Here is a 21,448-nt window from a genome sequence, read left to right on the forward strand (position 1 = left end):
TGAGGAAGTCAGTCAACCTAAATCAAGGATGATGCAGACCGCTAAAAGAAAGGGTATCAACGCATATTGGAAAAAGCCTCCACACGCTGAGCGTGCGGAGGTTTTTTTTCTCTCGACAATTACCCAATAGATTGGGCGATCATCCTCAAAGTCTCTTTTCGTGCAGACTCAACCGATACGATTTTGTCTCCGGCTAGAAAAAGTTACCGGCCATTAGCACAATCCTGCTCCCATTCTTCGAGCATATCGTTCATCACAGGGGCTTCCTCACCTTGGCTCCTACGGAATTCTGCGACCTTACCTTCGACGCATTTATCGGGGTCTGTGCTGTTAGCAACTGGTACTGGTTGAGCTAGTCTCGGAGGTCGGTTCCCGTTGATGGCTGCTGACGACAGCTGCGCTAAAAAGGATGTAACGGTCGGTGACTTACTGAACTCGACATACATTTGATCGCCATTATCTGTAGGCTGCGCGGTATATTCGATGTCCTGAGCATATTCACGCTCTCCGGTTTTAATACCTGCTTTGGCTCCATATGCGTCGAAATCTCCATTCGGAGAATGCGTCCAAACCCCCATGAGTAGCAAATTCATTGAGCTATCGAGGTTGTTGTGGTCCATTCCTTTTGTCGCGCGCGAGAGTGCATCTTTCGAGACATCGAAAGCTATTTTTCCGGCACAATAACTTTTGTTGATCGCAGCATCGACCTTGGTGGTACGCGTGCTTATTAATTTGGGTTTGAACTCCGACAGGATGGATTGAATTTCCGTTTCGTCTACCTTCGGCCCGCCTACCATAGGTCTAGCGTTGTCGATGAGTACTTGCCGAATCTGGCTCTTGACATCATCGCCGATAATGTTTGCTACCGTTTCGTTGTCGCAGCCAGGTGGTTTGGGACCGCACCCCGCTATGAATGCGATTGTTACTGCAATTGCACCGAATTTAAGTGGGTATCGCATGGATGTTCCTTGGCATGATTGATAAAGCTCCCCCTGCTATGTCGGTTAATTTGCATTTTTCTGAAGTGCATTTTTTCCGCAAGCCACAGTTGTCAGTTGAAATTCCTATTCTTATCTACAATCAAATGCCGTCGGAGTGAGCCGTCTAGGGATTTATAGGCATATTCGAAAACCGCTGTTCGATTGTAGTTTTTCGCGGAGGACTGCAATTGGCTTGCCGCGGACAGTTTTCAGCCTGTCACGACAGGCAGAAAACGACTGTGGATTCAACCGGCCCAGAGTGTGTAAAAACACAACTACGCTCAAAAGCCCTGTATCGAATTTTTATTTCGTTGTACGTTGAAGCCGCGGACGGCTTTGAACTGAATGATGACCGTCCCCGGCCACAACACTCGCAAAGGAATGCACATGATCGATGGTCCCGCCGTTTTGACAGTCTTTTTGGTTTACCTGGCCGGTGTCGTTATTCCAGGGCCAAATTTCGTTGCAGTAGTCCACAAAGCGGTAGCTGCTACGCGGTCAGAAGCTTTGGCCTTGGTAGCAGGCATCGTATTGGTCAATTTGTTCTGGGCCACCTGTGCAATCGCAGGTATCGGCGTTGTGTTTGCTGCGTTCCCTTGGGCGGCGCTAATCGTAAAAGTTCTGGGGGCAGCCTATCTGATGTGGTTTGGATTCCGACTGCTGCTCAAGGCCGGAAAGAGCGCGCTTGCCCCCTGTAATAATGCTGTCGTCGGAAACTTTCGGCAGTCATTCATCCAAGGGGTCGTTACGAACATTGGCAACCCTAAATCCATGGCCTTCTATGCCGCTATTTTCTCAGCGGCAGCCCCCACCTACGTTTCACCAAGCACGTTTTTGTCGATGCTGGCAGTCGTAGTGGTGGTTTCGATGACTTGGTATGGAGTGGTCGCAATCGCTCTTTCGCAACCTGAGATCGCTTCAGCGTATCGAAGGAGGAAAAAAGCTATTGATCGATTATGCGGTGGTTTGATTTTGTCTCTAGGGATCCGGCAGCTGGTTCAATAAGTCTACGATTGAGTATCTATCCAGCCCGAAAACCCTTGCTATGATTTCTGAGGATTTCATCGCAAGGATCGCCCATGAAGCGCTTTATTCAAGGTGAACATCGAGGCCAAGGCACCTTACTTCCCGAGAGTCTCGACGACTACGTCAGCGATACCAACCCGGTGCGCGTAGTCGACGTCTTTGTCGATGAACTCGACCTGGTCAATCTGCGTTTTGAACGTGCCATCCCAGCCGATACTGGCCGGCCTGCTTACCATCCCTCGGTCTTGCTGAAGATCTACATCTACGGTTATCTCAACCGCATCCAGTCGAGCCGACGTTTGGAGCGAGAAGCCCAACGCAACGTCGAGCTGATGTGGCTGACCGGGCGTTTGATGCCCGATTTCAAGACCATTGCCAACTTCCGAAAAGACAACAGCAAGGCCATCCGAGGCGTTTGTCGCCAGTTCGTCGTGCTCTGTCAGCAGTTGGGATTGTTTGGAGAAAATCTTGTTGCCATCGATGGCAGTAAATTCAAGGCTGTCAACAATCGTGACCGCAATTTCACCAGCGCCAAACTAAAGCGGCGAATGGAAGAAATTGAATCGAGCATCAACCGTTACCTAGCGGCACTCGATGCAGCCGATCGACAAGAACCCATATCCTCTGAGCCAAAAACAGCGCGGTTGGAAGAGAAGATAGCCAAGCTGAAGACGCAAATGAAAGAGCTTCAAGCGATTGAAATCCAGCTTAACGAATCGCCAGATAAACAGGTCTCACTGACCGATCCAGACGCCCGCTCCATGATGACGCGCGGCACTGGAATCGTCGGCTACAACGTGCAGACAGCGGTCGATACCCAGCACCATTTGATCGTTGCGCATGAGGTCACCAACGTCGGCTCCGACCGCGATCAACTCAGCTCGATGGCCAAGCAGGCCCGCGAAGCGATGGCGCCAGAAGTGCTGTCGGTAGTGGCTGACCGAGGTTACTTCAAAAGCGAAGAAATCCTGGCTTGTCACGATGCAGGCATCACCGCCTATGTGCCCAAGCCGATGACCTCTGGAGCCAAAGCAGACGGGCGCTTCAACAACGATGCCTTCATCTATGACGCGGCAAAAAACGAATACATCTGCCCGGCTGGAGAGGCGCTGATCTGGCGTTATACCAACGTTGAAAAAGGCCTAACGTTGCACCGTTACTGGAGTTCGAAATGCCGGGGCTGCGCCATGAAACCGAAGTGCACACCGAGTACGGAGCGGCGAGTCCGGCGCTGGGAACATGAAGCCGTGCTGGAGGAAATGCAGACCCGGCTGAGCAACGCGCCGGAGATGATGCGAATCCGAAAACGGACTGTTGAGCATTCCTTCGGGACGCTCAAACAATGGATGGGCGCGACACACTTCCTGACCCGAAAGCTTAACGGGGTGAGTGCAGAGATGAGCCTGAATGTGCTCGCCTACAACTTGAAACGGGTCATGAAAATCATCGGCACCACTGGCTTGATGAAAGCGTTAACGGCGTGAAAACCGGTCTTTTTTGCCCTATCCAAAAGACTTTAAGAGGCTGCTGAGCCGTTTTAACTGTTCCTGGAAACGTCGTGACCTCGATCAGTTTGCGAAACGTGAGCACGGTCTCCTGGCGTCGATATAGAAACCCAATCTGACGTTTTTACACACTCTCGGCCAATAGCAGACGTTGGATCAAATCCGATCTGGCAAATTACGGACTGCTGCCTGACTTACTCAAATCTGCCTTCTCAAGCCTGGTTTCGCGATGTGAAAAAGGTCATCACTGTGGCGAGAACCAACAAGATAGAGCTTGCGAGAAATGTCATGCGATAACCGCTCCCGTCGAACAGCAGGCCGCCGAGGGTAGAGCCCAGAGCAATGGATAGCTGAATGACTGCCACCATCAGGCCGCCACCCGCCTCAGCATCCTTGGGTAACGCCTTGGCCAACCACGACCACCACCCCACAGGTGCTGCCGTCGCGATCAGGCCCCACAGCCCCAGCAATACAAAAGCTGCCACGACTCCGCCGCCAAGGACAATCAAGGAAAGTGCAATGGCGGCCATCAAGAGTGGAATGCAGACCAGGACGCGATACATGCCGAACTTCAGGAAAGTACCGATCAGGATGGTCCCGACAAAACCCGCCACGCCGATGACCAGCAGGATCAGCGACAACATGGAGACATCTACACCAGTAACGGTCTCCAGGAACGGGCGCAGATAGGTGAAGAGTACAAACTGCCCCATGAAAAAAGCCCCCACACTCAACATGCCGAAACTGACCAATGGGCTCTTGAGCAATCGAAAGACATTGCCAGCGCCTGCTTTGCGCGGCGCCACCGTCATGGCTGGCAGGCTGATCCACTGCCAGATCAACGCGACGATCGCTACCGGAATCAGGCAGAAGAAAGCACCCCGCCAACCGATGACACTCCCCAGATAGCTTCCCAGTGGTGCGGCCACTACGGTTGCCAAAGCATTGCCGCCGTTAAAGATTGCCAGGGCCTTGGGCACGCTATGGGACGGTACCAGGCGCATGGCCATTGCCGCCGACATCGACCAGAACCCGCCTATCACCACGCCGATCAGCGCACGACCAATCATGTACACCGTATAGTTTGGCGCCAGACCGACCACCAGCCCCGACGCGCACATAATTCCTGTCAGTAGAAGTAACAGCGTCTTGCGGTCCATTGATCCCGCAAGCCTGGAAATCGAAAGGCTTGTCAGCACCGCGAAGGCGCCGGAGATGGCGATCCCATACCCGGCCAGTCCTTCACTGATCTGCAGATCCGATGCAATCGGCGTAAGCAAACTGACAGGCATGAACTCCGAAGCGATCAGAGCGAATACGCACAGTGTCATCGCAAAGATGCCACTCCAGTAAGCCGGCAGTTCCCCAGTCCCCGGCGTGCCGACAGCATCACCTGCCGGGGTGTCGAATACTTGAGCCGTCATTCAAAAACCTCTCTTCCAATAGTTGTTGGCAGAAGCACTTGCCTTTTATCCAACCACCGTCAGGTGCCGGGTAAAAAAGGCGGTGAGTTTGGTCCAGGGAATCAAGTTCACACGGTCGTACAGATCCACGTGACCCGCGCCGGGAACCCAGGCCAGTTCCTTGGGTTCGGCGGCGTGTTGGTAGGCGTCCTCGCTGAACTCTCTGGAGTGCGCCTGATCGCCAGCGATGAACAGCAGCGGACGCGGGGAAATCGTCTCGATATCGTTGAATGGATAGAAATTCACGAACCGGACTTCACTGGTCAAGGCGCGGTTTTGCGTCAGTTCCAACGTTCTGCCATGAGGGATATGGATACCGCGTGGCGTGCGATAGAAGTCCCAAAACTCGCGAGTTACCGGGTCGGTTTCCTTGCCAGGCTGCGTAGGCAGATAGTTCAGTAATTGCATTGTTCCGGTAGAAAACTCGTCGTAGCGTTGCTCGCAGGCTTTGGCGAGCATGGCCTGGCGTTGCTCGACAGTCACTGAGCGCCCCAGACCATGACGGGTGACGGCGCCCATGTCGTACATGCTGACGGTGGCCACGGCTTTCATACGCAGATCCATCTTGGCCGCACTGATGGCAAAGCCACCGCTGCCACAGATACCCAGCACGCCGATACGCTTGCGATCGATAAAGTCCCGCGTACCCAGGTAGTCAACCGCGGCACTGAATGCGTCGGCATACATTTCGGGGGCAACCTGGTTACGAGGCAGGCCCTCACTCTCTCCCCAGAACGGCAAGTCTATCGCCAGCGTGATGAAGCCTTGTTCCGCCAGCTTTTGTGCATAGAGCATGGCGCTTTGCTCTTTGACTGCTCCCATGGGATGACCGACGATAATCGCCGGTGCTTTAACGTTTCGAGCCAGATTTTTGGGCGTTACAAGATTGCCCACGATCTGAAGATTGTATGAGTTCTTGAAGGTCACCTTCTGCACAGTGACCTTGTCGCTTTTATAAAAATTGTCGGCGCCCTCTGGCGGGCTGACCGCATTTTTCGAGTCAGCTGCGAAGGCCGACCCGCCTGCGACCGAAAGGATGCCCAGAGCCGCAATGCTGACGCCGGTGGCCTTTACGAATTCGCGCCGATCAAGCCCTGGAGGGGTCAAGGCTGCTATAGCTTCAGGGAGGGTTACAGGTGTCTCGCTCATCATCAGTACTCCATTCCAGATAGGTGACAGAGCTTGACGGATTCGAGGTACCCTGATTAGTAGGCGTAATCTTCATGTGGTTTTGAGAAAAACTCAGCAATGGCCAATACCAAAGTCAACGATCTCCAAGCTTTTCTGGCAGTGGCGCGCGATCAAAGCTTTACCAAAGCCGCCGCCAAACTGGGCATTACACCTTCTGCGCTGAGTCATACGATCCGGGCACTTGAACAAAGACTTGGGATACGTCTGCTGGCCCGCACGACACGCAATGTGTCGCCGACAGAGGCGGGAGAAAGATTGATGCGCTCGATCGCCCCGCTTTTTGATCAGATCGCTGTTGAGCTTGAAGCCTTGAGCGAATTACGGGACAAGCCCAGTGGCACGATTCGTATTTCCTGCACTGACGATCAGATTGAGTTGTGCATTCGGCCGATGCTTGCAGGTTTCTTGAAGAATTACCCGGATATCACACTGGAGTTCTACGTCGACTATGGATTCACCAACGTGGTCGAGGAGCGCTTCGATGCCGGCATTCGCATGGGTGAATCGATCAGCAAGGACATGATTGCGGTTCGCATAGGACCGGATTGGCGGTTGGCGGTGGTGGGATCTGCGGCGTATTTCGAACGCAAATCGGCACCAGCGACGCCCCATGAGTTGACGGCCCATGACTGCGTCAATATTCGACACAGGCCATCAGGGGCGATTTACGCCTGGGAGTTTGAACGAGATGGCCAGGCGTTTACGGTCAAGGCAGATGGGCAACTCGTTTTCAACAGCATCATGCATGTTCTCAATGCTGCCGTTGATGGCGTTGGTCTGGCCTACGTACCAGAGGAGTTGGTCGCACCCTATCTGGCCGACGGCCGACTCAAAGAAGTCCTCGCCGACTGGTGCCCTGTGTTTCAGGGCTACCATTTGTATTACCCCAACAGACGCCAGGCGTCTCCCGCCTTTTCTGCATTGGTGGAGGCGCTGAAATATAGAAGTTGAGCGTTCTATGTTCGACCGGTTGAATATCAAATGCGTCTGAAAAATCCAGGGTGACCCGCTCCGCGTCACCCTGCCAGATGCCAGATCCGCAAGTTAAAGTATAAAGTCCGCCGTGGTCGCGCTGTTGAGACCGACTATCTGGATGGCGAACTCGGCGGCGCTGTCGGCATCGGTATTGCCATACAGCACGCCCCCTGAAACCTTCAACTGTCCGGCCACGTTGAAAGCAGCGGTACTGCCGATGACCGAGCTGAAGGCGTCATTGGCGGTCGTCGCCGTGTTGGCATCGAGCGTCGACAGGTCGATCTTGTCGGCTCCCCGGGTGAAGTCGGTGATGATGTCCCAGGTGGAACTGGTCAGCCCCGTTTCTGCGAGGGCGTTGAAATCGAAGATGTCGTTTCCGATGCCACCGGTTAGAACATCCTTGCCTGTACTGCCGATCAAGATGTCGTTCCCGCCCCCACCCTGCAGAGTGTCATTGCCGGCGCCACCGTTCAGCAGGTTGGCTACGGTGTTGCCCGTGAGCCTGTCGTTGTAGTTGGAACCGGTGAGGTTTTCGATGCCCAGCAGGATGTCGGAGCCTGATCCACCGGTGGCCTGGGCCGTGGTCACGGCCAGGCTGGCGCTGACGGCGCTGGCGGCATAGAGGTAGGAGGCGGTGTCGACGCCGGTGCTGCCATCGAGCACGTTACTGCCGGCTCCGGAATAGAGAGTGTTGTCGAGACTGTTCCCCGTCAGGGCGGCGGCCCCGGTCGTGAGGAGGCGACCGTTCTCGACATTGGCGCCCAGGGTGTAGACGCTGATAAAACTGTAGACCGTGTCGCTGCCGCCAATGCTGGCCGTCGCATTGGTTTCAATCACGACGTCGCGAATGTTGTCGACGTAATAGGTGTCAGAACCCTCACCGCCCGTCATCCTGTCAAGGTCTGCGCCGCCATTCAAAACGTCATTGCCGGCGCCACCATTGAGCAGGTTGGCGGCGGCGTTACCCGTGAGCGTGTCGTTGTAGTTTGAGCCCGTGAGGTTTTCGATGGCGATCAGGGTGTCCGAGCCTGATCCAGCGGTTGCCTGAGCCGTGGCCACAGCCAGGCTGACGGTGACTGCACTGCCGGCATAGACATAAGAGACCGTGTCGACGCCGGTGCTGCCATTAAGGACGTTGTTACCGGCCGCGGCAAAGAGTGTGTTGTCGAGGCTATTGCCCGTGAGGGCGGCAACCCCGGTGGCGAGGAGACGACCGTTCTCGACATTGGCGCCGAGGGTGTAGGCGTCGAGATAGCTATAGACCGTGTCGCTGCCGCCGGTGCTGGTCGTCGCATTGGTTTCAATCACGACGTCACCGGTGCTGCTGACGTAGTAGGTGTCAGAACCCTCACCGCCCGTCATCCTGTCGAGGCCTGCGCCGCCATTCAAAACGTCATTGCCGGCGCCACCATTGAGCAGGTTGGCGGCGGCGTTGCCCGTGAGCGTGTCGTTGTAGTTGGAGCCGGTGAGGTTTTCGATGGCGATCAGGGTGTCGGCGCCCGATCCGCCGGTGGCCTGGGTCGTGGTCACGGCCAGGCTGACGGTGACTGCACTGCCGGCATAGACGTAAGAGGCCGTGTCGACACCGGTGCTGCCATTGAGGACGTTGTTACCGGCCGCGGCAAACAGGGTGTTGTCGAGGCTATTGCCCGTGAGAGCGGCAACCCCGGTGGCGAGGAGGCGACCGCTCTCGACATTGACGCCGAGGGTGTAGGCGTCGAGATAGCTGTAGACCGTGTCGCTGCCGCCGGTGCTGGCCGTCGCATTGGTTTCAATCACGACGTCGTCGGCGCTGCTGACGTAGTAGGTGTCAGAACCCTCACCGCCCGTCATCCTGTCGAGGCCTGCGCCGCCATTCAAAACGTCATTGCCGGCGCCACCGTACAGCAGGTTGGCAGCGGCGTTGCCCGTGAGCGTGTCGTCGTAGTTGGAGCCGGTGAGGTTTTCGATGGCGATCAGGGTGTCTGAGCCTGATCCGCCGGTGGCCTGGGCCGTAGTCACGGCCAGGCTGACGGTAACTGCACTGCCGGCATAGACGTACGAGACCGCGTCGACGCCGGTCATGCCATTGAGGACATTGTTGCCGGTCCCGGCAAAGAGGGTGTTATTGAGGCTGTTGCCTGTGAGGGCGGCAACCCCGGTGGCGGTGAGGCGACCGTTCTCGACATTGGCGCCGAGGGTGTAGGCGTTGAGAGAACTATGGACCGTATCGCTACCACCGCTGCTGAGCGTCTCATCGGTTTCGGTAACGACGTCGCCGATGTTGTCGACATAGTAGGTGTCGTTGCCAAGTCCGCCGATCAAAGTGTCGGCACCCGACTTGCCGCTGAGGATATTGGCCCCATTATCGCCGGTCAGAATATCGTTGAAACTACTGCCGATGATGTTTTCGATACTCCACAACTGGTCGGCAAAGTCTGAGATGGCTTGCTCGACGTCGTTGATGAAGTTCCCTATGCCGGTCTCCGGAGGGGGCCTGCTGTTGAGCACAGAAATGGCACCCGTTGCATACCCAAAGCCGCTGGTCAGGTTCACGACCACGCTCGATTGGGCATTGGCATAACTGACGAAATCGTTGCCGGTGCCACCGTCGAGGGTTTCGCCGTGGTAGAACCAGAAGTCATAGCCGCTGATCAGATTGCCAGATTCATCGTATGTCGTGCCGTATTCAATCGACTCCAGCGTCGCCGAATATCCCCCTTCAGCCATCAGGGTATCGTTGCCGCCTTCTCCCTTGACAAGATCACGGCCGACATTGCCATCCAGGGTATTGTCTTGCGAGTTACCGATCAGGGTGTCGTTGAGCCGGCCTCCGATCACCGCCTCGATGGCTCCCAGGGTATCCGTGCCAGAGCCACCCGTGACTTGCGTTACGGTGCCCAGATTGATGGTGACAGCAGCGCCCGCATACTCATATGAAACGGTATCGAAGCCTGTATTACCGTAGAGACTATTATTGCCGCTACCTGAGTAGAGTACGTTGTCGAGAGCGTTGCCGCCCAGATTGGAGGTTCCGGTCGAGAGAATGCGGCCACTCTCGATATTGGCACCGAGCACGTAGTTGGCGAGGGAGTTGGCGACCAGGTCAACGCCGCCTGTGCTGGTTTCGCTGACCACATCGCCGAGATTGTCGACGTAATAGGTGTCGGCGCCATCACCGCCCTGCATGGAGTCGGCACCCGCGCCTCCGTCCAGGACATCGTCGCCACCGTAGCCCATCAGGGTATTCTTGCCGCTGTTGCCGGTTAGCCGGTTGTTCAGGTCGTTACCATAACCATTGATATTTTCGCTGCCTGTCAGCTCCAGGTTTTCCAGGGTGCTGCCCAGGATGTAGCTGTCCAGGATGTAGCTGTCCAGGATGTAGCTGTCCAGGCTGGACTTGACCAGATCGGTACCACCACTGTCCACTATTTGGTCCTGGTCTACGTGGTAGTTGTAGAAGAAGCTGTCGCCGACGCCCTGTGGGGAGGCTAATCCCCCCGCAGACTCAAAGGAAACCCAGTGGGTGGCAATACCGCTGCCACGGGACTGGTAGCTGGCTTGGCCCCAATACAGTCCGGATGATTCGGAAAAGAAGATAGCGTTGATTGGCGGTGGAACAGCGCCCCATACATACATGGGGTCCAGGACGCCGAAAATCAAAAGCCCGGATACATCGGTAAAGCCAGACTTCAGCTCGGGAATCTTGTCGAGAATGTAGGTGTCATCCCCGTTGCCGCCTTCCAGCGTGTCCAGACCTAGACCGCCGTCGAGAATGTCATCCCCCTCCAGGCCGGTAATACTGTCGGCCTCAATTGTCCCGACCAGAACATCGTTGTTCGTAGTGCCTCTTATCACGCCCATGTTTCTTCCTTTAATCACGGCAACAAGTGGCAACCCACGCGGCCGTATTGTTCGTTGTCATCAATGACGGGCGGGGTGCCAGGCATTTCATCGAAATTCGTCGAGGCCACGTAGTTCAGCACTCATTTTCATTCAGTTCGCTCATGGCCAAGGTGCTTACGCTGGTGAGTGGGGTGACCAACTCGGCTGAGCTGCCCGTATCGGTGTCGCCGTAGAGCGCCCCGCATGCAACCTGCTACTGTCCGGCCGCAAAGATAGTGGCACTCATTATATATAGCCATTTGCCATCGTGCTTGCCCGATTGTCGCCTCTCATGGGGGGATATGCCGGCAATGCATTGCCGCTATACCAGGCAAACTACTGCAGATCAGCCTGTTTGGTTTGCCGGGATTCGTTGAATCGGTATTGATGGAGGCAGAGTGGCCTTCGCCTTGGGCTAGCAGATCAAGACAGAGAAGTGGATGACATGCTTTGACGATCACGAATGACTGTTTCTGGCAGTTAGTTGCCTTTCGCGACGGGCATAAAACGCCCAAAAGGAGACAGTCAGATGCGTCTGGAAAATCCAGGGTGACCCGCTCCGCGTCACCCTGCCAGATGCCAGATCCGCAAGTTAAAGTATAAAGTCCGCCGTGGTCGCGCTGTTGAGACCGACTATCTGGATGGCAAATTCGGCGGCGCTGTCGGCATCGGTATTGCCATACAGCACGCCCCCTGAAACCTTCAACTGTCCGGCCGCGTTGAAAGCAGCGGTACTGCCGATGACCGAGCTGAAGGCGTCATTGGTGGTCGTCGCCGTGTTGGCATCCAGCGTCGACAGGTCGATTTTGTCGGCTCCCCGGGTGAAGTCGGTGATGATGTCCCAGGTGGAACTGGTCAGCCCCGTTTCTGCGAGGGCGTTGAAATCGAAGATGTCGCTGCCGGCGCCGCCGGTGAGGACATCCTTGCCTGTACCGCCGATGAGGATGTCGTTCCCGCCCCCACCGTTCAGCAGGTTGGCGGCGGCGTTGCCCGTGAGCCTGTCGTTGTAGTTGGAACCCGTGAGGTTTTCGATGGCGATCAGGGTGTCGGAACCTGAGCCGCCGGTGGCCTGGGCCGTGGTCACGGCGAGGCTGGCGGTGATTGCGCTACCGGCATAGGCGTAGGACGCCGTGTCGGTACCGGTGCTGCCATTGAGGACGTTGTTGCCGGCACCGGCATAAAGGGTGTTGTTGAGGCTGTTGCCCGTCAGGCCGGCGACTCCGGTGGCGAGGAGGCGGCCACTCTCGACATTGGCGCCGAGGGTGTAGGCGCTGAGGGAACTGAAGACCGTGTCGCTGCCGCCGGTGCCGACCGTTGCATTGGTTTCAACCACGACGTCACCCGTATTGTCGACGTAGTAGAGGTCAGACCCATCGCCGCCGGTCATCCGGTCGAGGCCTGCGCCGCCATCCAGAACGTCATTGCCCGCCCCACCGTCGAGCGTATCGTTACCGCTGCCACCGTTGAGCAAGTTAGCCGCGGCGTTGCCCGTGAGTTTGTCGTTGTAGTTGGAACCGATGAGGTTTTCGATGGAGATCAGGGTGTCGGCGCCTGAGCCGCCGGTGGCCTGGGCCGTGGTCACGGCCAGGCTGACGGTGACGGCGCTGCCGGCATAGAGCCAGGAGGCAGAGTCGACACCGGTGCCGCCATTGAGGACGTTATTACCGGTCCCGTCATAGAGGGTGTTGTTAAGGCTGTTGCCCGTGAGGGCGGCGCCCCCGGTGGCGAGGAGGCGACCGTTCTCGACATTGTCGCTGAGGGTGTAGGCGCCGAGAGAGCTGTAGACCATGTCGCTGCCGCCGGTGCTGGCCGTGGCATTGGTTTCCACCACGACGTCGCTAGCGTTGTCGACGTAGTAGAGGTCGGAGCCATCACCGCCCGTCATCCCGTCAGCGCCAGTGCCACCATTCAAAACGTCATTGCCCGCACCACCGTCGAGCGTATCGTTTTCGGCACCACCGCTCAGCAGGTTGGCGGCGGCGTTGCCCCTGAGCGTGTCGTTGTAGCTGGAGCCGGTGAGGTTTTCGATAGCGATCAGGGTGTCGGCGCCTGATCCGACGGTGGCCTGGGCCGTGGTCACGGCCAGGCTGACGGTGACTGCGCTGGCGGCATAGAGGTAGGAGGCGGTATCGACGCCGGTGCCACCATTGAGGACGTTGTTGCCGACCCCGGCATAAAGGGTGTTGTCGAGGCCGTTACCCGTCAGGCCGGCGATCCCGGTGGCGAGGACGCGCCCATTCTCGACATTGGCAGCGAGGGTGTAGGCGCTGAGAAAACTGTAGACCGTGTCGCTGCCGCCGGTGCTGGCCGTGGCATTGGTTTCAACCACGACGTCAGCCGCGTTGTCGACGTAGTAGATGTCGGAACCCTCATCGCCCGTCATCCTGTCGATACCTGCGGCGCCATTTAAAAAGTCATTGCCGGCACCGCCGTAGAGGTGATTGGCGGCGGCGTTGCCGGTCAGCGTGTTGGCGAGGCTGTTACCCGTTCCAGTGAGCGCCGCGCTGCCCGTGAGGGTCAGGTTCTCCTGGTAGATGCCGAGGGTGCGACTGACGCTGGAAACGACGGTGTCGACGCCGCCGGTGGCGGAGGTTTCGTTGACCACGTCGCTGGCATGGTCGACGTAGTAGATGTCATTGCCCAGGCCGCCGCTCATCACATCGGCGCCGGCACCGCCGTTGAGCGTATTGGCGGCGGCGTTACCGGTCAGCGTGTTGGCGAGGCCGTTACCGGTGCCATTGATCGTTGAAGTCCCTGTAAGCGTCAGGTTCTCCAGGTTGGCTCCCAGCACCCAGCTCACAGCCGACTTGACCGTGTCAGTGCCGGCACCCAGCTCTTCACGAAGTTGAATCAGGCTGTCGCCCACTGCATAAGTATCATTGCCAGTGCCCCCGGCCAGCAGCATGTTACCCTGACCGTTCAGCGTGTCATCACCGCTCCCGCCAGTGACCTCCAGCCGTACCGCGGTGCCATCGGCACTGAAGCGCTGGACATAGACGCCGTCATTGACATGACTGGACTGTCCTATAGACACCCAGGTCACTGCCCAGCCACCGTCTTCCAGAGACGTGACCTTGGCGGCAACCTGATGGCCGTCAGTGGTGGTATTGACCAGCGTTTCGCCACCGACGGCTTGGCCCGCGGCGTTGTAGCGCTGGGCATAGATAGCCATCCCACTGCCATCTTGTTCGCCGCCCGATTCCCAGGTCACCACCCAGCCGCCATCAGCCAATGCCGTTACATCGGAGTGACTCTGAGACTGCGTGGCATAGTGAGGGCTGTTTATGACGAGGGTTTCACCGCCGACCGCCTGACCATTGGCGTTATAGCGCTGGAAGTAGATATCGTTACTATTGGTAGCTAGGCTGGAGGATGACCAGCTCACCAGCCAGCCACCATCGTTCAAGGCCGTGACCGCAGGAATGTACTGGACATCCAGCGTGTTGGTGTTTACCTGAGTTTCGCTGCCGACCCTGTTACCGGTTGCATCGTAACGCTGGGCATAGATATCGAAGCGGCTTTCGTCTGGGTGATTCGCATGCCAGGTCACCAGCCAGCCACCGTCCTTCAGGGCCGTCACGTCAGTGCTGTAGTGCACGATCTGATTATCGCCTGTCGTCGTGTTGACCTGGGTTTCACCCCCCACAGCGATGCCCGCTGCGTCATAGCGTTGGGCCTCGATCGTGAAGTTATTGCCAGCGACGTCCCGCGACATCCATACCACCACCCAACCACCATCACCCAGTGCTGTCACAGCCGGGCTGTTCTGGCTCTCAGTCGTGTGGGTATTGACGCGCCATGGTTCACCCACGGCTTCACCAGCCTGGTTGAAACGCCGGGCATAGATGTCGCCAGTGTCGACCTGCAGATAGGTGTACCAGGTAACCACCCAGCCACCGTCAGCCAGCCCGGCGACATCGGAGTATTCCTGATTGTATTGCGAAGGGGCGACAGCAATCTCATCGCCCAACCGCTCGCCTGCTGCACTGTAGCGTTGGATTAAAATATCGTTCCCATTGACTGGATCAGAGGACTGCAAGGACACCAGCCACCCACCGTCGGCCAGCCCGGTAATGGAGATACTGTCCTGAGTCATCGGCGTCAACGTACTGACCCGGCTTTCACCGCCCGCCTTGACGCTCAGAACCCTGTCGGCGAATTGCAGGCTTTCGATATTGCGCAGGTAATCGGTACCCTCATCGCCACCAACGACATTCAGGTCGGTGACCGTCAGTTGGCCGTTGCTCCATCCGAAGCGGTAGTCGCCGGCGTTGCCCGAATAGATAGCCGTATCCTGACCACCACCGCCGTCGAGAATGTCATCCCCCGCCAGCCCGGTAATGCTGTCGGCCTCACTTGTCCCCAATAGATCATCATTGCTCGTAGTGCCTGTTATCACGGCCATGTGGGATTTTTCCTTTATGCAGGGCCGCAAGTGGCAACCCACGCGGCGGTGTTGTTATTTGTCATCAGTAACAGGCGAGATGAAGCCGCCGGGCATTGCATCGAAATTCGTCGAGGCCACTTAGGTCAGCACTCATTTTCATTCAGTTCGCTCATGGCCAAGGTGCTTGCGCCGGTGAACCGGGTGACAAACTCGGTTGTGCTGTCCGCATCGGTGTCGCCGTAGAGCGCCCGCTTGCAACCTTCCAGAGCCCGGCCGCACAGAGAGTGGCACTCAGTGTATATAGCCATTTGCCACTTCGCTTGTCCGGTCGTCGCTTCCCATCACTTGGGTAAGCAGGCTAGGACAGAACAGTGGATGACATACTTTCCAATTTGGACTCCGGTGGCAGGACTAGCTCTCGACGGTGGTCCTTACTTTTTGGCATACGCTTGACGATCACAAATGACTGCATCAGTTGACTGCGGCCCTTCGTGACGGACAGCTATCGGCCGATTTTTTGTTTGTCGCCACCGTCAGCCTGGGTCGATTTCAGCCGATTGTGGAAGGCAGAAATCGGCCAGAAACAGCCGGTCGCAACTTGCAGAATTGCGGGGCGAAGGCTTGGCATTGGGCTGTAGCGAGAGGTGACCGGTAAGACCGGAGAAGTTTCGCGAAAAAGATGTGAGGGCAGTAGTATCGACGGATAGACCACGATTAAACCGTAACAGCCTAAGCTGTGGTCTGCCTCTGGTAGTCATTAGAAGTGTTAATCATAGATCAGCGGTCTTCACCAACGAACCAGAGACTTTCACATGATAGCGATGAATCGAATACTTCACTCCACCACAGCCCTAGCGCTCGCGACGATCTTCAGCTTCCTGAGCGGACCGGCGCAAGCCGGCTTAGAGGAAGGTGTTACGGCCTATCAAGCCGGTGACTTGCCGCTGGCATTTAAGGAATTTAGCACCGTTGCGGACACAGGCAACGCCGATGGCCAGTTCAATGTGGCTCTAATGTACGAGCAGGGCATCGGGGTTGCCAAGGACGAAACACAAGCAATTAGTTGGTATGAAAAATCTGCGCAGCAAGGCAACTCCAACGCGCAATACAATCTCGGTGTGCTGTATGAAAACGGTCGTGGCACTGCCGTGGACTTTGCGCAGGCCAATCAGTGGTATCGCAAGGCAGCAGCGCAAGGCGATGCGCTCGCCGTCGGTAATCTGGGCATGCTCTATATGCGCGGCGATGGCGTGAAGGTGGACAAAAATCTGGGCCTAGCTCTGCTTATACAGTCGGCAACCATGGACAACTCGCCCACAAACAAAGCCAAAAGTAACATTGCAGCGACCAGGGGTTTAACCGCCAACATGATCACAACAGCCCAGACACTTTCGGATGAGCTAGGCCAAGCCAAAAATCTGCTGATACCGCTGGATCAATACTTGAAAACTACGACGACTACCTCTGGCGGCGAATCGCAATAGGCTGAAACGCGTCCTCCGGAATACAGGGGGCGCAGGTAGCAAATTACCGCCCGCCAATAAGGGGCGGACCACGGTTTTGCGAAATTTCGATTTAAACGTGAATCGCCCCTATTTTTGTAGTCACTACCTAATCTCATTACGGCCGTACCACCGGCCGCTTTTAGTCGAGGCTGTGTAAAAACGTTTTAGAACAGGTTTGATGGTCAGAACCTGAATGAAAATCGCATTCCTACGCAAATTTCAGGTCCGCTGATTAACCAATCACTGGCAGATTTTACGTAGCGACGCAGACTTCAAAACAGTGCCTGCGTTTTTACACAGCGTGGGTCGTTTTCTGCCGGTCACCACAGGCAGAAAACGGCCAAAAGCAGACCATGGGCGCGCCGCTAATGCGCCAGTAATGGGCGCAAAAGTCATGTCGCTTTTCCTCCTCACCTCATGTCGCGTTTCTAGCGCGACACTCAAGCCGAACAAGGAGTTACGCATGGACAAGGAACGCTATCAGACACAATCGGCGGAAAACATTACGCCAGATGCATCGTCTACTGATAGCTGGGAAGCCAACCAGCTAGCATAGGTTTGAGGCATACCCAAGTCCGGTCAGTCCAATCATCGGCAACCAAACGCCGCGAAAGGAGCAAAGCCTATGTACTCTTCAACGTTCATCTTTGCCAAAAAGCAGTTTGATGAAGCCTTCCACCGACTCGATCAGGAAATCGCTGCAATCGCAAAATCGATCCCTGGTTACCTTGGCGAAGAAGCTTGGGAGAATCCACAGACTGGCCTCTTCTCCAATGTGTACTACTGGAGTTCTCTCGAAGCACTTCAGATATTGGTTGAGCATCCCCGTCACCTGGAGGCAAAGGCTGCCCAGGAAAATTGGCTTGCCGGTTATCAAGTCATCATCTCTGAGGTCATCAAAACCTATGGTGACTCCAAGCTTGGCGAGAAATGGCCAATCGCAACAGCTACTTAAGCATTCCATCGACCAGAATAGTCTTTCGGATGTGCGTAGAAAAACCGACAAGGAAATACGCGGATCAAAAATGGAGTTCATCTTCGACATCGTAATCAACCTGTTGGCTCATCGCATTGGCGTTTACGTGCTGGGCTTGCTTAGTGGCGTAATGCAGCTCACTTAAGGACGAACACTGTATCTGTGGCGAGGGAGCTTATTGTTTGTTCTATCTCTTAAGTGAACAGCATTACGCCTAATCAGCGGGCCTTTTTATTTAATCGATATCGTTCGTCGGAGAAAGTCCAACTCGACAGTCAATCATGTTCAGCGCTGCCGCAGCGTTGTGCCTGATATGGATCGACCAATAACTACCTGGCGGACCAGAAACCGGATAGATAAAGGTTATCTGCGGGCGAGAATCCAATGTGGGCAGCCAAGCAACTCGCCCACAAAGACTGGACCCCGATCGCCAAGATTTATGGTCGCTGAATGCCCTCCGCCGATGCAGGAGCCGGAGGGCGAGCCGGGAGACTTTTTGCCGGCAATACCAACGTTACGACAACTTCTCCTATTTTAGATTGAAGCGATCCAGGTTCATCATCTTGAAGGGCAACCCTGAGGGCCGCGCAGACCGCGGCTTTCAGGCCCTCAAAAATCCCCCTTTGGGGTTTGTATGGCTCAGTTTGGCTATGCAATGACAGCTTTATGTCAGCATTACATTCCCCTCCCCGGCGTCCTGCCGACGAACACCAACCTCTACGTGCACTATTTTCCGATGCTACGCTGAAATCTCCATAGAGGATTCGCGATGCCGAACTCAGACCTACTCCCTTCCCTGCTGTACAAGATCAATGAAAACCAGCTCGCCCTGGAAGCAGCCATCATGGAGCTTTCGAATTGGGTTGAGCAGCGCGGGTCAGCCGACGTCGCCGACAACGTGCGCGCCGCCATTGAAGCCATCGATAAGAATGAAGAATTCATCAAGATGACTATCGCATTGATGATGACGCCGGAGTGACGACTATCAGCTGTGGATTCAACAGGCCGACTCCAGGTGGCCGACGATGATCCAATGCTAAAGTAGAAAAATAAGTCCTTTCCTCCTTTCGAGATTTATCAATGTCAAAATTCGTCGCCGCTGACTTCGGATCTGCGGCCCCGCTGCCTAAAAACCCCGTAGATGCACTTGTCGAGCAGCGCACATTTTTCAACGACGACCGAACTCACCGATTCACGCTTTTCCGGCACTGGGGCAACCCAGAGCATTACGCGTGCGGAATCAGCATGAACCCTTCAGGTGCGGCGGAAGAAGGGGACGATCCAACTGTTGATCGCATGATACGCAGAGCAATGGACTTGGGCTTCGGCGCCTATTACCAGCTCAACGTGATGTCAATTCGCGGTACCGATTCGTCGCACCTTGCCACAGCATCGGAAGTCAACCTCTCGGAAAACGACGATCACATTCGGCGGATCGCAGCTAGGGCAGGAATAGTTATAGTGAGTTGGGGGAATGCCGGTCACAAGCGAGGACTTGAGGTGGAGAAAATTCTGCGGGAGGTGTGCGACCCAGCAAAGGTCTTTTGTTTAGGCCTCAACCAGAACGGGTCTCCAGTCCATCCGCTCTATCAAAAGAAAAACGCTAGATTGCTGCCCTACATAATCACACCGCGACCCTAAAGGGGTAAGGTAAAGTACTCAAGGCCAATGAAACCGGGCACTTCCTTACTTTGGAATACCCGGCTTTAACCTGCTTTACACGGTCAGTGATACAAAAATTGGTACGGACTTCCGACCGCCATCGGTTGATTTAACGTTGAGGCAAGTATGGATATTGAAAAGCTCTCGCTCCTGCTGAAACCCTGGCTACGTGTGGACACTTGGCATACCGGTCATCCGATGGACGACCAGCGCTTCCACCGAGCGTTGAAAGCAGCATTTGATGAACTTGGCGTACAAATAAGCTCGGACGATTTTCGTAAAGCAATCGCGGCTTGTCTGAAAGAGCACCGCCCAGGGGACGTGGGGGCATTCGAAAGCGATATCGAAGAGTTCGCGCAACGTGGCGAAGATATCGCCAGCTATCTGATCGACCTCAAACCCTATTGAATCGGTCACCCTGCGCCAGCTGGGTGCAGACCGTTTGAGTGCCACCATGCCAGGTCAGTAAATCGAGGAAAAAATGGAAAAACTGGTTCGACCCCGAGTAATGTTGATAAAGAGACTCTGGAACTCGTGAACCGGCTGGAAGCCGCAGATAGCACTATCGAACTTCTACGACTCCTGCAGGGGATCGGCAAGGAGGAGCTCGCCCTGATCGGTGGGCTTATCCAGATGTATTGCGTGGCGGACACATTGTGCCGCGGTTTGATTGCCATGCTTCGTGAAAAGCGGGTCGGTGCTCCAAGTGACTTTGCGTACAAACTAAATGATGCCGACGTGTTACTCCATACCAGGAAGGAAGCTGAGCGAACCGGCCTGAAAATCAATACAGCCAGGATTATATCAGCGGTAGAAACCATCGAAATGCACAGGGTTTTCCGACATACCTTTTCTCATTGGGTTGTCAAAAGGCACGTTGGCGGGCAGCACCTAGTGGCAATCAGTAAGAACAAGTCGGATGCGGAAAAGCGCGATGGCATCCCATTGGATGACGGCAAAGCCAAACTGATGGCTTTCCGGATTGATGCATTGTTGACCGAACTGGATAAGGTCAAAGGGCACTGCAACTTCTTGTCAGAGCTTCACCAGTACTTGGAGGATTCTTCAGTCACTTGCTAGGTAAACGCGACATTTAATTATGACGTCAACACGTGGATAGACGGGGGATTGGCCTTTGAATCCAAGGGTCCAGCCCCAAGAATTCCCCGCAGCCCTCCGCCCTTCCCCGATAAATTGGCCCAGCCATCTCAGGCGTCCTGCCGACCGCTCGTCACTCCAAACATTTTCCAACAATAAGCTCATTAGCGAGTTCTACAATAAGCTTCGCACGATTACGTGGAAGGCCTCGTACCCTAGTGTGTTATGAAGCTAAGCTGAGGCTAAAACAGGAGGCTATTACCATGTGTGGACGACTTTCCCAGTACATCGGCCTGCTTCTTTTAATCTCCTGCGCGTTAGCAAGTGCGGATCAAACAGAGTCGCAGCAGCTTCACGGCGCATTCGTATCGGCAAAGATCTCAGGTGGATGCACTACCCTCGTGCAGATGGCTGAGTTCCAGAAATCGACCAAGATGCCAGGTGGTGATGAGTTCCTTGAGAGATTCCTCGGCATGGAATCGGCAAGGCTTGGAAAGACTCCTGCTCAATATGCGCAAATATGTGCGGATGCAGACCGTGTGTATCAGTTTTATTACAAGCTAACATCTGATGCCGATGGATAGAACTCGTCTGCCCCCTATTCGCTCGCTCACTTCTTTGCGAAGAACTATCGATTTAACTCTCTCACATATGCCTGGCACGCCGCCAGCGCTATCAGTCCTTGGTCACCCGCGTCGGTGATTCCGATAATTCGTTGAGCATGCGCTGGGGCGAGTTGGGCGCGCGCTCCTCGGTAAACCATGCCGCCGGTTTCGGAACCGGCTAGCCCTGAACATCATGATGCCCAAGCAAAGC

Annotated in this window: 16 protein-coding genes and 1 pseudogene; 10 read left to right on the plus strand and 7 right to left on the minus strand. The window is 55.6% G+C overall.

Annotated features, from left to right (window positions below):
- Positions 1-203: 203 nt before the first annotated feature.
- Positions 204-959 carry a hypothetical protein gene (locus ACMDB8_RS16065; protein WP_056727421.1) on the minus strand — a complete coding sequence of 252 codons (756 nt, stop codon included), beginning with the start codon at positions 957-959 and terminating at the stop codon, positions 204-206.
- A 408-nt stretch (positions 960-1,367) separates the two neighbouring features.
- Between ACMDB8_RS16065 and ACMDB8_RS16070 the strand changes: the two genes are divergently transcribed.
- Together ACMDB8_RS16070 and ACMDB8_RS16075 are read left to right on the plus strand one after the other, a co-directional pair.
- Positions 1,368-1,985 carry a LysE family translocator gene (locus ACMDB8_RS16070; RefSeq protein WP_409078702.1) on the plus strand — a complete coding sequence of 206 codons (618 nt, stop codon included), beginning with the start codon at positions 1,368-1,370 and terminating at the stop codon, positions 1,983-1,985.
- 74 nt (positions 1,986-2,059) lie between these two features.
- The gene (locus ACMDB8_RS16075; RefSeq protein WP_223542648.1) at positions 2,060-3,490 is read left to right on the plus strand and encodes an IS1182 family transposase; all 1,431 of its coding nucleotides are present in this window, start codon (positions 2,060-2,062) and stop codon (positions 3,488-3,490) included.
- A 233-nt stretch (positions 3,491-3,723) separates the two neighbouring features.
- Here the strand turns inward: ACMDB8_RS16075 and ACMDB8_RS16080 are convergent, their stop codons facing one another.
- Entirely contained in the window at positions 3,724-4,935 is a 1,212-nt protein-coding gene (locus ACMDB8_RS16080) for an MFS transporter (protein WP_223542055.1), read from the minus strand.
- Positions 4,936-4,980: 45 nt separating this feature from the next.
- Positions 4,981-6,126 carry an alpha/beta hydrolase gene (locus ACMDB8_RS16085; RefSeq protein WP_409078701.1) on the minus strand — a complete coding sequence of 382 codons (1,146 nt, stop codon included), beginning with the start codon at positions 6,124-6,126 and terminating at the stop codon, positions 4,981-4,983.
- A 96-nt stretch (positions 6,127-6,222) separates the two neighbouring features.
- Between ACMDB8_RS16085 and ACMDB8_RS16090 the strand changes: the two genes are divergently transcribed.
- The gene (locus ACMDB8_RS16090) at positions 6,223-7,116 is read left to right on the plus strand and encodes a LysR family transcriptional regulator (protein ID WP_056727425.1); all 894 of its coding nucleotides are present in this window, start codon (positions 6,223-6,225) and stop codon (positions 7,114-7,116) included.
- Positions 7,117-7,209: 93 nt separating this feature from the next.
- On the opposite strand, the gene ACMDB8_RS16095 is transcribed toward ACMDB8_RS16090, so the two are convergent.
- From ACMDB8_RS16095 to ACMDB8_RS16105, 3 genes are all read right to left on the minus strand, one after another.
- Entirely contained in the window at positions 7,210-10,983 is a 3,774-nt protein-coding gene (locus ACMDB8_RS16095) for a beta strand repeat-containing protein (RefSeq protein ID WP_409078700.1), read from the minus strand.
- Between the two features lie 613 nt (positions 10,984-11,596).
- A complete protein-coding gene (locus ACMDB8_RS16100) occupies positions 11,597-15,409 on the minus strand; it encodes a beta strand repeat-containing protein (RefSeq protein WP_409078699.1) in 3,813 nt (1,270 codons plus the stop codon).
- Positions 15,410-15,534: 125 nt separating this feature from the next.
- Entirely contained in the window at positions 15,535-15,699 is a 165-nt protein-coding gene (locus tag ACMDB8_RS16105) for a hypothetical protein (RefSeq protein WP_223542058.1), read from the minus strand.
- A gap of 504 nt (positions 15,700-16,203) precedes the next feature.
- On the opposite strand from ACMDB8_RS16105, the gene ACMDB8_RS16110 reads away from it, so the two are divergent.
- From ACMDB8_RS16110 to ACMDB8_RS16140, 7 genes are all read left to right on the plus strand, one after another.
- Entirely contained in the window at positions 16,204-16,875 is a 672-nt protein-coding gene (locus tag ACMDB8_RS16110; protein WP_409078698.1) for a tetratricopeptide repeat protein, read from the plus strand.
- Between the two features lie 646 nt (positions 16,876-17,521).
- The gene (locus tag ACMDB8_RS16115) at positions 17,522-17,851 is read left to right on the plus strand and encodes an antibiotic biosynthesis monooxygenase family protein (protein WP_056724165.1); all 330 of its coding nucleotides are present in this window, start codon (positions 17,522-17,524) and stop codon (positions 17,849-17,851) included.
- A gap of 790 nt (positions 17,852-18,641) precedes the next feature.
- The gene (locus ACMDB8_RS16120) at positions 18,642-18,851 is read left to right on the plus strand and encodes a hypothetical protein (RefSeq protein ID WP_409078697.1); all 210 of its coding nucleotides are present in this window, start codon (positions 18,642-18,644) and stop codon (positions 18,849-18,851) included.
- Between the two features lie 101 nt (positions 18,852-18,952).
- Complete coding sequence (locus ACMDB8_RS16125; protein WP_409078696.1) at positions 18,953-19,513, plus strand: DUF1643 domain-containing protein; 561 nt, start codon at positions 18,953-18,955, stop codon at positions 19,511-19,513.
- Positions 19,514-19,660: 147 nt separating this feature from the next.
- Positions 19,661-19,942 (plus strand): hypothetical protein, encoded by a 282-nt coding sequence (locus tag ACMDB8_RS16130; RefSeq protein ID WP_409078695.1) that lies wholly within the window; start codon positions 19,661-19,663, stop codon positions 19,940-19,942.
- A gap of 126 nt (positions 19,943-20,068) precedes the next feature.
- Entirely contained in the window at positions 20,069-20,614 is a 546-nt protein-coding gene (locus ACMDB8_RS16135) for a hypothetical protein (protein WP_409078694.1), read from the plus strand.
- A gap of 281 nt (positions 20,615-20,895) precedes the next feature.
- Complete coding sequence (locus ACMDB8_RS16140) at positions 20,896-21,216, plus strand: hypothetical protein (RefSeq protein WP_409078693.1); 321 nt, start codon at positions 20,896-20,898, stop codon at positions 21,214-21,216.
- Between the two features lie 44 nt (positions 21,217-21,260).
- Here the strand turns inward: ACMDB8_RS16140 and ACMDB8_RS16145 are convergent.
- Positions 21,261-21,428 (minus strand): annotated as a pseudogene (locus ACMDB8_RS16145) (lysis protein); the annotation flags it as partial.
- Positions 21,429-21,448: the final 20 nt, after the last annotated feature.

The organism is Pseudomonas monachiensis, assembly GCF_047345015.1.
Classification (GTDB): Bacteria; Pseudomonadota; Gammaproteobacteria; order Pseudomonadales; family Pseudomonadaceae; genus Aquipseudomonas; species Aquipseudomonas monachiensis.